Source organism: Saccharopolyspora thermophila (assembly GCF_014646075.1).
Lineage (GTDB): Bacteria > Actinomycetota > Actinomycetes > Mycobacteriales > Pseudonocardiaceae > Saccharopolyspora > Saccharopolyspora thermophila.
The window spans coordinates 133,440-147,845 of the sequence record NZ_BMMT01000009.1; the positions used below are offsets into that span (position 1 = coordinate 133,440).

The following is a 14,406-nucleotide window of genomic DNA, read 5'->3' on the forward strand; positions in this document are numbered from 1 at the left end:
GGTGCGCTGATCCGGTGAGCGCGCGGTGCGCGGCGGGTGACGAGCGGGTGAAGCCCGCCGGAACGGTCACCGCCGCAGCGCCGTGACCAGCGCCGCGGCCACCGCGGCCGCCAGCGCGATGCCCCATTGGTGCGGCAACAGCGGGCTGCTGCCGAAGAACCGGCTGACGACCGGCGTCTGCACCAGCGCCGCCAGGGCCAGCAGCGAGCCGAAGCCCGCGGCCAGCACCAGCGGGGTGCGGCCGCGCACGGCGAGGGTCTGCGCCAGCTGCGCCGCCACCAGCGCCACCAACCCGGTGGTGCGGGCCTGCGCGGTGGTGGACACCGGCCGGGCCAGCGCCCACGCCAGGCCCGCCGCACCGGCGGTGGCCGCGGCCCGGACATAGACGTCCCGGGCCAGCGCCGTGCCCAGCGACGCCTCCGGCCCCTCACCCAGCAGCTTCTCCGGGGTGGCGTCCGGCGGCGGGCGCACCGCGATGGCGATCGCGGGCAGCACGTCGGTGAACATGTTCACCACCAGCAGCTGGCGGGTGTTCAGCGCCGCGCCACGACCCAGCAGACCGGTGCCCAGCGCGTAGCCGATCTCGCCGAGGTTGCCGCCAAGCAGCATCGACAGCGCGTCGTGCACCGACATCCACATGCCGCGGCCCTCCACGATGCCGTCGGTGAGGGTCTCGATCCGGTCGTCGGAGACCACCAGGTCCGCGGCCTCCCGCGCGGCGGGCGTGGCCCGCGAGCCGAAGGCGACGCCGACCTGCGCCAGCCCGATGGCGGGCACGTCGTTGGCCCCGTCGCCGGTCATCGCCACCACCCGCCCGACGGCCTGTAGCCGCTGCACGATCCGCGCCTTCTGCGCCGGGCTGACCCGGGCGAACACCGAGATCTTCGGCAGCTCACCGGCCAGCTGCTCGTCGTCGAGCTCGTCCAGCTCCGCCCCGGCGAGCACCTGCCGGTCGCCGAGCATGCCCAGCTCGGCGGCGATCGCCTCGGCCGTGCTCGGGTGATCACCGGTGATCATGATCGCGTCCACCCCGGACCGGCGCAGCCGCGCCACCGCCTCGGCCGCCGTCGGGTGCACCGGGTCGGCCAGGCCGAGCAGCCCGACGAACCGCATGCCGTCCACATCGGACTCGGTGACCTCCGTGCCTGGTTCGTCCGGCCGCTCGGCCACCGCCAGCAGCCGGTAGCCCAGCAGCGCCAGGCGCTCCACCTCCGTCTCGACGCGGGCGCGTTCCCGCGGATCAGCGAAGGCGCAGCGGTCCAGCACGACCTCCGGAGCGCCCTTGACCGACAGCAGTCCGTGGGTGCGCACCGCGTGGAAACCCCGCGACGGCTCGAACCGCAACTCGGCGAGCACCGGCGGCGCGGGCGGCAGGCCCAGCTCGCGCGCCCCGTCGAGCACCGCCCGGTCAGTGAGGTGCGGCAGGGGCTCGCCGTCCGGGCGCGGGCTGGCCCGTACCGCCGCGGCCACCACCTCGCGGTGCGCGGCGTCGAGGTCCGAAGTGGACTGCGCGGTGCGGCCGTCGGAAACCCGCCGCAGCGCGATCCGGCCCTGGGTGAGGGTGCCGGTCTTGTCGAAGCACAGCGCGTCCACCCGGCCCAGCGCCTCGACGGTCGCCGGCGCGCGCACCAGCACCCCGCGCCGCGAAAGGCGCCGCGCCGCGGCGAGTTCGGCCAGCGTCGCCACGAACGGCAGGCCCTCCGGCACCGCCGCCACGGCCAGGCCGACCGACCGGGACAGCGTCTGTCCCAACGGGACGGCCCGCAGCAGGTCCACCACGAACAGCGCCACCCCCGCACCGGCCGACAGCGGCAGCACCTGCCTGGTCAGCTCCCGCATCCTGGCTTCCACACCACCGGTCGCACCGGGACGGCCCGGGTTTTCCTGTGCCGTGCGGCCGAGTTCGGTGCCCGCGCCGGTCGCCACCACGATCGCGGTGCCCGCCCCGCTGGCCACGTAGGTGCCCTGGTAGAGCATGCAGGCTCGGTCGGCGACCACGGGCGCGGCGGTGGCCGCCATCTGCTTGGTGACGGCCAGGGATTCGCCGGTCAGCGCGGACTCGTCCACCTCCAGGCCGTCGACCTCCAGCAATCGGCAGTCGGCCGGGACGCCGTCACCGGCGCGGACCTCGACGACGTCGCCGGGCACCAACCGGTCGGCGGGCACCACCTCGGTGCCGCCGTCCAGCCGCCGCCGGGCGGGCAGCTGCTCGGCGTCCAGCAGCTTCGCCAGCTCCCGGTCGGTGACCACCCGCTGCAGGCCGTCCACGAACGCGCTGACCACCAGCACGCCGACGATCAGCACCGCGTCGAGCAGTGACCCCATCGCGGCGGAAGCCACCGCACCGGCCGCCAGCACCGGTGTGATCGGGTTGACCAGTCCCTCCACCGTGGCCGCGACCACGCCCAGCGGGGCCCGGCCGGCGGCACGCGGGCGCCGCCGCCGGGGTTCGGGCAGGCGACGACCGCGTTCGGTGCTGCCGAACGCGGCGAGGACGGTCGCGGCGGGCATGGCGTGCCACGGCGTGCGTTCGCGCGGCACCGGAGGACCTCGCTTGGCCACCCGCAGACCCGACCAGGTGCCGAGCACCAGCGCGGAGAACGTCGCCGCGTGCAGCGGCAGCGCGGCCCGTGCCGGTGCGCCGCGGGCCGGGCCGAACACCGCCAGCACCGCCCCCAGACACGACCCGGCCACCGACAGTAGCGCCCCCCGGCGGCTGGCGGTGCGCGCCTCCGCCAGCGCCAGCAGCGCCAGGTGCACCAGATCGGCGCTGGGGCACAGCAGATCCGCGCCCCACGGGTCGCTGTCCTGTTCGGACAGTCCGATGCCGACGTCGGCCGCGGCCAGCGCGGCGTGTGCGGTCCGCGAGACCACCGCCACCACCGCGCCTTCGTGCTGCATCCGCCGCACTTCCTGCGCCAGCCGGTCGCCGGGCACCACCTCGTCGACCCCGAGCCGCTCGTCGAGGTGCTCGCCCGCCGCGGCGACGAACGCGCTCGGGGACGCCGCCGCGACCAACGCCTCGGCCAACGGGTCCAGCTCCTCGACGACCGAGACCACGGCCACCGGCTCGTCGTGGCGGAACAGCAGCAGCGCGATCGCCCCCGGCTCCACCGACGCCTCGGGCAGGTCCCCGGCGGGCCGGATCGACCATGGGCCGCTGCTGCGGGGTGCGGTGGGATCGCGCAGGTCGAGAAGGTGCCCGGCGCGGGAGAAGCACTCCACCGGGTCGCTGTCATCCAACGGCCGCACCGAGTCGAGCACGCGGCGCCCGGTGAGCAGCACCGAGCTGTCGAACACGACGGTGTCCACCCGGTCCAGCCGGCGCACCGCCTCGGGCCGCAGCACCAGCCCTCCGCGCCCGGAGAACGTGGCCGTGAGCTGCGCGGCGAACGCCTCCCGCCCGGACCTGGCCGCCCGCGGCACCCCGGCCACCAGCGCCGCCAGCGCGCGTTGCGGGCTGCGGGTGGTCGCCAGCACCGAGCCGTACCCGGCGAGCGCGAGACCGCCCAGGGTGCCCGCCACGCGCTCCACGGGCCCGTCGGGCAACCGGGTCGGTCGCGCCTCGGCGGCCACCGGCGCGCAGCGGTGCGTGGCCGACTGCTCCCACTGCAACCACGCCTGGTGGCGGGCGATCGCCTCGCGCGTGGCGCAGAACCGGTTGCCGAGGTCGGCCAGCACCGACAGCGGAGCACCCCCCAGGCCATGCGCGGCCGAACCGCCCACCGCGAGCACCATGTTGGCCCTCGAGCGGCCGAGTGTGGACTCCACGCCCGCGCGCAGCCACGGCACCGAGTCCACCAGGGACAGCACGGCCGGCACCAGCGGGGAGACCACCCGCACGGGCAGCAGGGCGCCGAGCGTGGCGTAGCCGAGGCCGAACAGGCTCACCGCGAGCGCGCCGACGTCGCGCAGCAGGGCGTCGGCGTTGCCGGGGTGTGTTTCGCCGTGCTCCGAGATCCCCTCGTCGGTCAGGCCGTACTCGGCCTCGACCGCGGCGATCACCTCCGCCAGCGCCGCGATGCCCAACCGCTTCGGGTCGTGGCCGACCACCACGCGCCCCAGCACGCCGTTGACCTCGGCGCTGTGCACGCCCTCGACCGCCAGCAGCCGCTGCTCCAGGTCACGCGCGGCGTCCTCGGTACCGGGACGGTGAATGCCCCGCACCTCCAGGTGGCTGCGCCGCCGCCCGCGCCACACCCGCCTCCCGGCCGGAGTGGTGGTCACGGACGCGATCGCGTCGCGGATCGGCGCGGCGATCGCAGCTGCCCTGGAGAGGAGACCCGCCAGCGGCATCGGACGTCAGGAGGGCTTCGCGGACCCCTGGCGGCGGGCCGACCGCTGCACCAGAGCGTTGCCCACGCCGATGGCCAGCGCCACCGGCCACTCGATCACGCTGAACACCGCGGCGGCGGCCAGCCCGCCGTAGAACAACGCCTGGCCACCGGACGGCATCCACCCGCGCATCGCCTGGGTGGCGTGGGTGACGTCCTCCCCACGCGGCAGCGGGATCTGGTAGGTGTGCAACTGCGGGGTGAGGTAGGGGACCGGGATTGACGCGCCGTGCTGGACGCGTTTGGGGTTCGCCGCGCTCGTCGTCCGCCCGCCGTGCCGCGTGCGCTGCGCGGGATGCTGCCGTGCGCTCGTCGAGGTGGCCATCTCCGCTCCCTTCCCCCTCGGCCCGGCAGCGCGCCGGCGGCCGGGCGCGGCCCCTGATCCACCCGGTATACCCGGAGTCAGGCGGCGGAAACGTCGTCGCGCGCCGCGGCCAAATAGCGGCGGGCGATCAGCTCCAGCACGCGGGGGTGTGCCCCGATCGGCTCGGCGACTCCGGCCACCGGCAGCGCGGCCAACCGCCGGTGGAACAACCCGGGCGCCAGCAGGTACGGGGCGACGAAGTCGCCGGGCCGGCAGATCTGCTCGATCAGCGGCTGCGCGGCGGTGACGTGGCTGGGGCTGAGCCACTGCCCGCAGCGCCGCCCCAACTGCCGGGCCGCGGTGCGCACGTCGCCGAGCGCCCGCTCGTCGGACGATCCGGCAGCGGCGAACAGCACCCGCTGGCCGGGCTGCCACCCGGCGGCCACCAGGCGTTGCAGCATCGCCTCGGCGATCCGCGGGTCGGGGCCCAGGGGAGCGCAGGTGGTGACGTCCTCGCGGCCGGTCGCGGCGATCTGCTCGGGCAGGTCGATGCGCACGTGGTACCCGGCCGCCAGGAAGGCGGGCAGCGCGATCACCGGCCCGTCGATCCCGCGCAGCGCCTCCTCGACGGTGGGCCCGATGACGTCGACATAGGCGACGTGCACCGACACGCGCAGCCGCGCCGACACCGCGTCGGCGAGCTGCTCGACCACCAGCGGACCCGCAGGATCGCGGGTTCCGTGGGCCACCAGCAGCAGCGGGGTGCTCAGGGTTGCGGATCGGCGCATCGCGGCGCGTCCCCCATCGGTTCCAGCGGAAGTCGGTATCCGCGCTTGATCACGGTCTGCACGAGTTCCGGAGCGCCCAGCGCGGCCCGCAACCGGGCCACGGCCTGCTCCACGGCGTGCTCGTCGGCGGTGCCCCCGGAGCCGTTGATCGCCGCGGCCAGCTTCGGCCGCGACACCACGCGCCCGGGGCGTTCGGCCAGCACGCGCAGCAGTGTTCTGCCTTGCGGGGAAAGCGGTTTGACCACGCCGTCGACGACCGCGGCGTGCCCGCGCACCTGCAGCCGTCGACCACCGACCGGCAGGGTCGGCGCCCGTTGCGGCAGGGCGTCGCACAACGCGCGCACCAGCGCGCCGATGCGGAACCGCGGCGGGATCACCGCGGGCACCCCGTGGTCGGCCAGCGGGGCATGCGTCACCGGCCCGACGCAGGCGGCCAGCACCGGGCCGCGCAGCGCCCTGATCAGCTCCTCCCGGCAGCGCAGCTCGGCGGCCAGCGCCAACATGCTGGCCGCCGCCGGGGCGCTGGTGAAGGTCACCGCGTCGACCTCGGCGGCGCACACCGCCGCGATCACGTTCTCCAGCCCGGAGGGATCGGCGGGCGCGGTCCACCGGTAGACCGGAATCTCGATGACCTTCGCACCCGCGCAGTGCAACGCCTCGACGAAGTCCGGCAGCGGCTGGCCGTGCAACTGCACCGCGATCCGGACGCCGTCCAGCGGCTGTTCGAGCAGGTGCTCCAGCAGCTCCGCCGAGGACTCGGAGGCGGGCGACCACGGGTCGGGCAACCCGGCCGCCCGCACCGCGCCGCGGGCCTTGGGGCCGCGGGCCAGCAGCTGCGCGCCGCGCAACGCGTCGAGCAGGTCGCGGCCCAGACCCCAGCCCTCGGCCGCCTCGATCCAGCCGCGGAACCCGATGCCGGTGGTGGCCACCACCGCGTCCGGCGGACTGGAGACGCACTCCTCGCTGGCGCGGCGCAGCTCGGTGTCGTCGGCCAGCGGCAGGATCCGCAGGGCCGGGCCGTGCACCACGCGCGCGCCGCGCCGTTCCAGCAGGGTGGCGAGCTCGTCGGCCCGTCGCGCCGCGGTCACCGCGACCGTGTAACCAGCGAGTTCTTCGGTCAAGGGACGGCGACCTCCACCACGTTGTCGCGCCGCCGTACCCGGTAGGTGGGCAACCGTGCGCCGGGATCATCCAGGCACTTCCCGGTGCGCAGCGAGAACACCTGCTTGAGCAGCGGCGAGGCCACCGTCGGCTCACCGGCGCGGTCGCCGACGATGCCGCGGCTGATCACCCCGGCCCCGAAGAACGGGTCGATGTTGCTCACCGCGAACAGCTCGTCGTCGCGGGTGCGAAACAGCGCCACGGCGTGCTCGCCCACCAGGGCGGGGACGCCGTACTCCGGCTGCAGCAGGTCGAATTCGCAGATCTGTTCCCAGTTCACGCGTGCACCTCCTGGACTCCAACGGTGGGCATGGGCAGCGACACCGGGCCCGGCCGGATCTGGCCGCGCTCCTGCACGAAGCTGATCGTCGGATCCGGTGCCTCGGGAGCGTTGACGAACGACACGAAGCGGGCCAGCTTGGCGGGATCCCCGAGCACCCCGGCCCACTCGTCGCGGTAGCTGTCGACGTGCCGCTGCATGGCGGCCTCCAACTCCTCGGCGATGCCCAGCGAGTCCTCGACGATGACCTCGCGCAGGTGGTCGAGCCCGCCCTCCATCGCCTCGATCCACGCGGCGGTGCGCTGCAACCGGTCGGCGGTGCGCACGTAGAACATCAGGAACCGGTCGATCAGCCTGATCAGCTGCTCGTCGTCGAGGTCGGCGGCCAGCAGCTCGGCGTGCCGCGGGGTGAAGCCCCCGTTGCCACCGACGTAGAGGTTCCAGCCCTTGTCGGTGGCGATCACGCCGAAGTCCTTGCCGCGCGCCTCCGCGCACTCGCGGGCGCACCCGGACACCCCGGCCTTGATCTTGTGCGGCGCCCGCAGCCCGCGGTAGCGCAGCTCCAGCCGGATGGCCATGCTCACCGAGTCCTGCACCCCGTAGCGGCACCAGTCGTTGCCCACGCAGGACTTCACGGTGCGCAGCGCCTTGCCGTAGGCGTGGCCGGATTCGAACCCGGCGTCGACCAGCCGCCGCCAGATCGCCGGCAGCTGCTCCACCCGCGCGCCGAACAGGTCGATGCGCTGCCCGCCGGTGATCTTGGTGTAGAGGCCGAACTCCTTGGCCACCTCACCGAGCACGATGAGCTTGTCCGGGGTGATCTCCCCGCCGGGCACCCGCGGCACCACCGAGTAGGTGCCGTTGCGCTGCATGTTGGCCAGGTAGCGGTCGTTGGTGTCCTGCAGCGCGGCCTGCTCGCCGTCGAGGATGTGCCCGTGGCCCAGGCTGGCCAGGATGGAGGCCACCGCGGGCTTGCAGATGTCGCACCCGCGCCCGGAGCCGTACCTGCCGATCAGCTCGGAGAACGAGCCGATGCCGGTGGCCTGCACGATCTCGAACAGTTCGGCGCGGGACTGCGGGAAGTGCTCGCACAACGCCTTGGAGGTGCTCACCCCGCACTCGCCGAGCAGGTTCTTCAGCATCGGCACACAGGAACCGCAGCTCGTCCCGGCCCGGGTGCACGCCTTGATGCCGGGCACGTCGGTCAGGCCATGCTCGGTGATCGCGGTGGTGATGTCCTGCTTGGTCACGTTGTTGCAGGAGCACACCGTGGCGTCAGCGGGCAGCGCCCCGGTGTCCACACCCGAACCGGCCGGCAACAGCAGCTGCTCGGGCGGGGCGGGCAGCTCCCGGCCGACCAGCGGCCGCAGCACCGAGTACGCGCTGGCATCGCCGACCAGCACACCGCCGAGCAGCACCCGTGCGTCGTCGCTGAGCACCAGCTTGGCGTAGGTGCCCGCGGCGTTGTTGGCGTAGACGACCTCCAGCGCGCCGTCGGTCTGCCCGTGGGCGTCGCCGAAGCTGGCCACGTCCACGCCCAGCAGCTTGAGTTTGGTGGACAGATCCGCGCCGGGGAAGGTGCCCTCGCCGAGCTCCAGCAGCTGCTCGGCGACGCCCTCGGCCATGCTGTAGCCGGGCGCGACCAGGCCGTAGCAGCGGCCGTCCACCGCGGCGCACTCGCCGATCGCCCAGATGTGCTCCTGGCTGGTGCGGCAGCGCTCGTCGACCAGGAATCCGCCCCGCTCCCCGCGCGCCAGCCCGGCCAGCTCCGCCAGCTCGTCGCGCGGCCGGACGCCGGCGGAGAACACCACCAGATCGGTCTCGATCACCGTGCCGTCGGCGAGGGTGACGCTGCGGACCGCGCCTTCGCCGTTGATGGACTGCGTGGCCGCACCACAGTGCACCACCAGCCCCAGGTCCTCGACCAGGCGGCCGAGCACCTGGCCGCCGCCCTCGTCGACCTGTAGCGGCATCAACCGGGGCGCCATCTCCACGACGTGCGCCTGCATCCCCAGCAGCCGCAGGGCGTTGGCCGCCTCCAACCCGAGCAGACCACCGCCGATGACCACCCCGGGACGGCTCTCTTTCGCCGCGTCGCGGATCGCGTCGAGGTCCTCGATGGTGCGGTAGACGAAGCAGCCGTCGAGGTCGTGACCGGGCACCGGCGGCACGAACGGCCGCGACCCGGTGGCCAGCACCAGCGCGTCGTAGGACAGCACCAAACCGTCCGATGTGGACACCGTGCGTGCGGCGGGGTCGACACCGGTGACGGCGGTGCCCAGCCGCAGGTCCACCAGCGGGTCGTCGAGCAGTTCGTGGCTGGTCAGGCTGAGGTCCTCGGCGCTCTTACCGTCCAGGTAGGACGACAGCGCCACCCGGTCGTAGGCGGGCCGGTTTTCCTCGGCCAGCACGGTGATCCGCCAGGCGCCGGCCTCGTCGCGCTCCCGGAGCGCCTCCACGAGGCGGTGTCCGACCATGCCGTGTCCGACGACGACGAGCGTGCGGGTCATGCCGCGCCCTCCCTTTCGTGATCAGTGCGGTTGGCCAGGGCCGCGCAGATGCGGCCGACGTCGTCGACGCACCCCCCGCAGCCGGTGGTCGCTCGGGTGGCCCCGGCCAGCTCCGGCACGGAGCGGGCTCCGCCCTGCCAGGCGGCGGTGAGGGCCTTCTTGGTGACGTTGTTGCAGCGGCAGATCACCGCGTCGTCGGGCAGTTCGGCGGGCGCGCCCGGCATTGCGGCCGGGGTGCCCAGCAGCAGCGCCAACCGGTCCGCGGGCACCGGCAGGTCGCGGTCGTGAAGCTGGCTGACCGAGGCGATGGCCTCCGGGAGGCCGAACAGCACCGCGCCGATGATCCGCTCCTCGCGCAGCGCCAGCTTCGCGTAGCGGCCCCGCGCCGGGTCCGACAGCGTCACCACCTCGGCCTCGGCGCTGTCCAGCCCGTCGACCGAGCCGATCGAGACCAGGTCGATGCCGCGGGCCTTGAGCCGGGTGACGGTGCGGGTGCCGCGGTAGCGCACGTCCTCGCCGGTGAGCACGGCGGCGAGGACGTCGGCCTGGTCCCACGCCGAGGCGATCAGCCCCGGGGTGTCGCCGTTGTGCTCGGCGCAGTCGCCGATGGCGTGGATGCGCGGGTCGGCGGTGCGCAGCTGGTCGTCGACGACGACGCCGCGCCGCACCGGCAGCCCGGCCCGCACCGCCAGCCCGGTCTCGGGCACCACCCCGGTGCAGGCCACGACCAGCTCTGCCGGGACCACGTCACTGTTGTCCAGGATCAGACGCCCGGGCCGGTAGGCGGTCGCGCGGCGTCCCAGCCGCAGCTCGACGCCGAGCTTGCCGAGCCGCTCGGCCAGCAGCCGCCCGCCGGCCGGGTCCACCTGCCGGTCCATCGGGTAGGGCTTCGGGTGCACCAAGGTGACCCGGTGCCCGCGCGCCAGCAGCGCCCGGGCGGCCTCGACGCCGAGGATCCCGCCGCCCAGCACCGCCAGCGGCCCGGCCACGTCGTCGAACCGGCGGCAGTCGGCCAGCGTGCGCAGCGGCTGCAGGTGCTCGGCGCGTAACCCGGTGATCTCCGGCAGCGTCGGGCGCGCCCCGGTCGCCAGCACCAGCACGTCGTACTCGTGCTCGGTGCCGGTGTCGGTGCGTACGACCCGGCGGCGCCGGTCGATCTCGGTGGCGGTGACCCGCAGCCGCACCTCGGCGTCCACGTCGGGCAGCGCCACGGTCTCGGGGCTCAGCGTGCGGTCCAGCACCGCCCCCAGCAGCACCCGGTTGTAGGCGGGCTGCTCCTCGCGGCCCAGCACGGTGATGGACCCGGTGTGCCCGTGCGCGCGCAGCCGCTCGACGAGCCGGTGCGCGGCGGGCCCGTTGCCGACCACCACGATCCGGCCCGCACCCGCCGGTCGGAGCACAGTGGTGCCCATGCGGCCTCCGCTGTGCCTCTGCGGGGCAGCCGCACCCGGTCGGCCGCCACGAGCAGGGCGGCGGGTGTTACTCATGCAGCCTCCCCGGCGGGTTCGATCCGGACCGCGCTGACCTTGAACTCCGGCATCCGGCTGCGCGGGTCCAGCACGTCGTTGGTGAGCAGGTTCGCCCGGGCCTCGCCGGGGAAGTGGAACGGCAGGAACACCGTGTCGGTGCGCATCGTCGGCACCAGCCGTACCCGCACCACGGCGGTGCCGCGCGGCGAGCTGACCCGCGCCAGCGCCCCGTCGGCCAGGCCCGCGCGGTCGGCGGTGTCCGGGTGGATCTCCACGAACCCGGCCGGTGCCGCCTCGTTGAGCTCGGCCACCCGCCGGGTCTGCGCCCCGGACTGGTACTGCGCCAGCACCCGCCCGGTGGTCGCGGTCAGCGGGAACGCCTCCTGCGGCGTCTCGGCCGCGTCCCGGTGCTCCACCGGCGCGAAGCGGGCCAGGCCGTCGGGATGCGCGAACCCGTCCAGGAACAACCGCGGCGTGCCGGGGTGCTCCGGGTCCGGGCACGGCCAGTGCAGGGCCTCCCCGGCGTCGAGGCGCTCGTAGGTGATCCCGGAGTAGTCGGCCTTGCCTCCGGCCGAGGCGCGGCGCAGCTCCTCGAACACCTCGCGCGGCGAGGTGGGGTAGCGGTGCCCGGGTTCGCCGAGGCGCACCGCCAGCCCGTGCAGTACCTCCAGGTCGCTGCGCGCGTGGCCCGGCGGCACCTGCAACCGGCGGCGCCGCAGGACGCGGCCCTCGAGGTTGGTCATGGTGCCCTCTTCCTCGGCCCACTGCGTCACCGGGAGCACCACGTCGGCCAGCTGCGTGGTCTCCGACGGCACGAAGTCGGCGACCACCAGCAGGTCCAGCGCCGACAGCCGCCGCACCACGTGGTCGGTGTTGGGGGCCGAGACCACCGGGTTGGACCCGAAGACCAGCAGCGCCCGCGGCCCGTTGTCGGTGCCCAGCGCGTCGAGCAGCTCGTAGGCGCTGCGGCCCGGGCCCGGCAGCGTCTCCGGCGACACGCCCCACACCTGGGCCACGTGCTCGCGGGCCGCCGGGTCAGTGATCATCCGGTAGCCGGGCAGCTGGTCGGCCTTCTGCCCGTGCTCCCGGCCGCCCTGCCCGTTGCCCTGCCCGGTCAGGCAGCCGTAGCCGCGACCCTCGCGGCCCGGCAGGCCCAGTGCCAGCGCCAGGTTGATGAAGCCCGAGACCGTGTCGACGCCCTTGCTGTGCTGCTCGACCCCGCGACCGGTGAGCACGTATGCGCTGCCCGCCTCGGCGAGCATGCGCACCGTCTGCCGCTGCGCGGTCACCGGTACTCCGGTGACCCGCTCGACGCGCTCGGGCCACCAGGCCGTCGCCCGCTGCCACGCGGCGTCGAAGCCGGTGGTCCGCGACCGCACGTAGTCCATGTCGGCCCAGCCGTCGACGACGGCGACGTGCAGCAACCCGAGCGCGAGCGCCAGGTCCGTGCCCGGCGCGGGCTGCAGGTGCAGCGCGGCGCGCTCGGCGGTCGCGCTGCACCGGGGGTCGATGACCACCAGCTGCGCCTGGCTCAGATGCTGCATCAGCGGGGGCATCGTCTCGGCGGGGTTCGCCCCGGCGAGCAGCACCGCGTCCGCGCCGCCGAGATCGGTGACCGGGAACGGCAGCCCCCGGTCCACGCCGAAGGCGGCGGTCCCGGCCGCGGCGGCCGAGGACATGCAGAACCGGCCGTTGTAGTCGATCTGGCTGGTGCCCAGGGCAAGTCGCGCGAACTTGCCGAGCAGGTATGCCTTCTCGTTGGTCAACCCGCCGCCGCCGAACACACCGACCGCGTCGGCGCCGTGCTCGGCGCGGATCCGGTCGACACCCCGGGCGACGGTGTCCAGGGCGGTGTCCCAGTCGACCGGGGTGAGCGTGCCGTCGCGCCGCACCAGCGGGTGCCGCAGGCGGTCGTCGACGTCCAGTAGCGCCGGCGCCGTCCAGCCCTTCTGGCACAGCCCGCCCTGGTTCACCGGAAAGTCCGTCGGCCGCACCGACACCCCGCGGCGCTCCCGGGTCAACCGGGTGCCGCACTGCAGGGCGCAGTAGGGGCAGTGGGTGGCGACCGTCCGCAGTTCAGGCACGGCTGGCCTCCGCCCTGGCCTGCTGCGCCCGCACCGGCGCCTCCGGGTCCTGCTTCCGCGCACCGCGTAGGTACACCGCCCAGGTCACGACCACGCAGAGCGCGTAGTAGACGAGGAAGGTGGCCAGCGCGGCGTTCCCACTGGCGGCCTCCCCGCTGTAGGAGGAGCGGAAGGCGAGGTTGATGCCGACCCCGCCGAGGGCGCCGATCGCCCCGGCGATGCCGATGACCGCCCCGGACATCCGCCGGGCCCGGGCGAACGCCGCGATGGCCTCGCCGCCGTTGGTCACGTCGTCCTCGGCCTCCTTGGCGAAGACCGCCGGGATCATCTTGTAGGTCGAGCCGTTGCCGATGCCGGTGAGCACGAACAGGACGATGAACGCCGCGACGTAGAGCCCGAACGACCCCAGCGAGGACGCGACCAGCAGCGCCCCGGTGCCCAGCGCCATACCGACGAAGTTCCACAGCGTCACCTGCGCGCCGCCCAACCGGTCGCTGAGCCAGCCGCCGACCGGCCGGGCCACCGAACCCATCAGCGGGCCGAGGAACGTCCAGCTCGCGGCCTGCAGCGGGGTGAAGTTGAACTCGGTCTGCAGCACCAGGCCAAACGCGAAGCTGTAGCCGATGAACGAGCCGAAGGTGCCGATGTAGAGGAAGGAGATCCACCAGGTGTGCTTGTTCGCCGCGGCCTCGCGCAGCGCTCCCGGCCGGGCTCTGACCGCGTCCACGTTGTCCATGAACAGCGCCGCGCACAGCGTGGCGACCACGATCAGCGGCAGGTAGATCGCCGCCACGTAGGACGGGTGGGTGTTGCCGGCGAGGGCGATCACCAGCAGGCCGACGACCTGGATGGTGGCCACCCCGATGTTGCCACCGCCCGCGTTCAGGCCCAGCGCCCAGCCCTGGTGGCGCTGCGGAAAGAACGTGGTGATGTTGGTCATCGACGAGGCGAAGTTGCCGCCCCCGACGCCGGCGGCCGCGCCGATCAGCATGAACACCCACAGCGGCGTGCCCGGCTGCTGCACGAAGTGGAACGCCAGCACGGCCGGCACCAACAGGATCGCCGTGCTGACGATGGTCCAGTTGCGGCCGCCGAAACGGGTCACCGCGGCGGCGTAGGGCAGCCGCAGCACCGCCCCGACCAGGTTCGGCGTGATGACCAGCAGGAACTTCTCGGCCGCGGTGAAGCCCAGACCGATCGCCGGCGACAGGAACAGCACCAGCACCGACCAGATGCTCCACACCGAGAACCCGATGTGCTCGGACAGGATCGAGAAGATCAGGTTGCGCCGGGCCACGCGCTTGCCGGAGGCTTCCCAGAACTCCTCGTCCTCGGGGTTCCAGCCCTCGATCCAGCGGCCTCTGGCCAAGGCTCTCGCGGTCAACACGGCTCCTCTCGTCGGTTGCTCCGAAGTTAGGAACCGGGTGTTTCGCGGCGTGTCGTCCAGCGTTACCGCGATGCAAAGCCGCCTTCACA

At 74.1% G+C, this 14,406-nt stretch carries 9 protein-coding genes; all 9 read right to left on the reverse strand.

The features are described 5' to 3' along the window. Nucleotides 1-66: 66 nt before the first annotated feature. Nucleotides 67-4,227, reverse strand: coding sequence for a cation-translocating P-type ATPase (locus tag IEY17_RS14395; RefSeq protein WP_229680158.1), 4,161 nt, complete (start codon nucleotides 4,225-4,227; stop codon nucleotides 67-69). A 75-nt stretch (nucleotides 4,228-4,302) separates the two neighbouring features. Then, entirely contained in the window at nucleotides 4,303-4,659 is a 357-nt protein-coding gene (locus IEY17_RS25450) for a hypothetical protein (RefSeq protein WP_229680159.1), read from the reverse strand. 77 nt (nucleotides 4,660-4,736) lie between these two features. Further along, nucleotides 4,737-5,426 (reverse strand): sirohydrochlorin chelatase, encoded by a 690-nt coding sequence (locus IEY17_RS14405; protein WP_188987889.1) that lies wholly within the window; start codon nucleotides 5,424-5,426, stop codon nucleotides 4,737-4,739. After that, nucleotides 5,405-6,547 carry a uroporphyrinogen-III synthase gene (locus IEY17_RS14410; RefSeq protein WP_188987890.1) on the reverse strand — a complete coding sequence of 381 codons (1,143 nt, stop codon included), beginning with the start codon at nucleotides 6,545-6,547 and terminating at the stop codon, nucleotides 5,405-5,407. Before IEY17_RS14410 ends, IEY17_RS14405 begins: the two co-directional genes overlap by 22 nt. Further along, nucleotides 6,544-6,867 carry a nitrite reductase small subunit NirD gene (nirD, locus tag IEY17_RS14415; RefSeq protein WP_188987891.1) on the reverse strand — a complete coding sequence of 108 codons (324 nt, stop codon included), beginning with the start codon at nucleotides 6,865-6,867 and terminating at the stop codon, nucleotides 6,544-6,546. The genes IEY17_RS14410 and nirD overlap by 4 nt, the downstream gene beginning before the upstream one ends. Next, nucleotides 6,864-9,377: a nitrite reductase large subunit NirB gene (gene nirB, locus IEY17_RS14420; RefSeq protein WP_188987892.1), complete on the reverse strand. Its 2,514-nt coding sequence runs from the start codon at nucleotides 9,375-9,377 to the stop codon at nucleotides 6,864-6,866. The genes nirD and nirB overlap by 4 nt, the downstream gene beginning before the upstream one ends. Continuing rightward, nucleotides 9,374-10,789 (reverse strand): FAD-dependent oxidoreductase, encoded by a 1,416-nt coding sequence (locus IEY17_RS14425; RefSeq protein WP_188987893.1) that lies wholly within the window; start codon nucleotides 10,787-10,789, stop codon nucleotides 9,374-9,376. Before IEY17_RS14425 ends, nirB begins: the two co-directional genes overlap by 4 nt. Nucleotides 10,790-10,860: 71 nt before the next feature. Next, nucleotides 10,861-12,930, reverse strand: a complete 2,070-nt coding sequence (locus IEY17_RS14430; RefSeq protein WP_188987894.1) for a molybdopterin oxidoreductase family protein — start codon at nucleotides 12,928-12,930, stop codon at nucleotides 10,861-10,863. Then, a complete protein-coding gene (locus tag IEY17_RS14435) occupies nucleotides 12,923-14,314 on the reverse strand; it encodes a nitrate/nitrite transporter (protein WP_188987895.1) in 1,392 nt (463 codons plus the stop codon). Before IEY17_RS14435 ends, IEY17_RS14430 begins: the two co-directional genes overlap by 8 nt. Nucleotides 14,315-14,406: the final 92 nt, after the last annotated feature.

Excerpts from the sequence above, each read along its gene's own strand:
- IEY17_RS14405 (WP_188987889.1), bottom strand. The coding sequence starts at position 5,426 with ATGCGCCGATCCGCAACCCTGAGCACCCCGCTGCTGCTGGTGGCCCAC.
- IEY17_RS14425 (WP_188987893.1), bottom strand. The coding sequence starts at position 10,789 with ATGGGCACCACTGTGCTCCGACCGGCGGGTGCGGGCCGGATCGTGGTG.
- IEY17_RS25450 (WP_229680159.1), bottom strand. The coding sequence starts at position 4,659 with ATGGCCACCTCGACGAGCGCACGGCAGCATCCCGCGCAGCGCACGCGG.
- nirB (WP_188987892.1), bottom strand. The coding sequence starts at position 9,377 with ATGACCCGCACGCTCGTCGTCGTCGGACACGGCATGGTCGGACACCGC.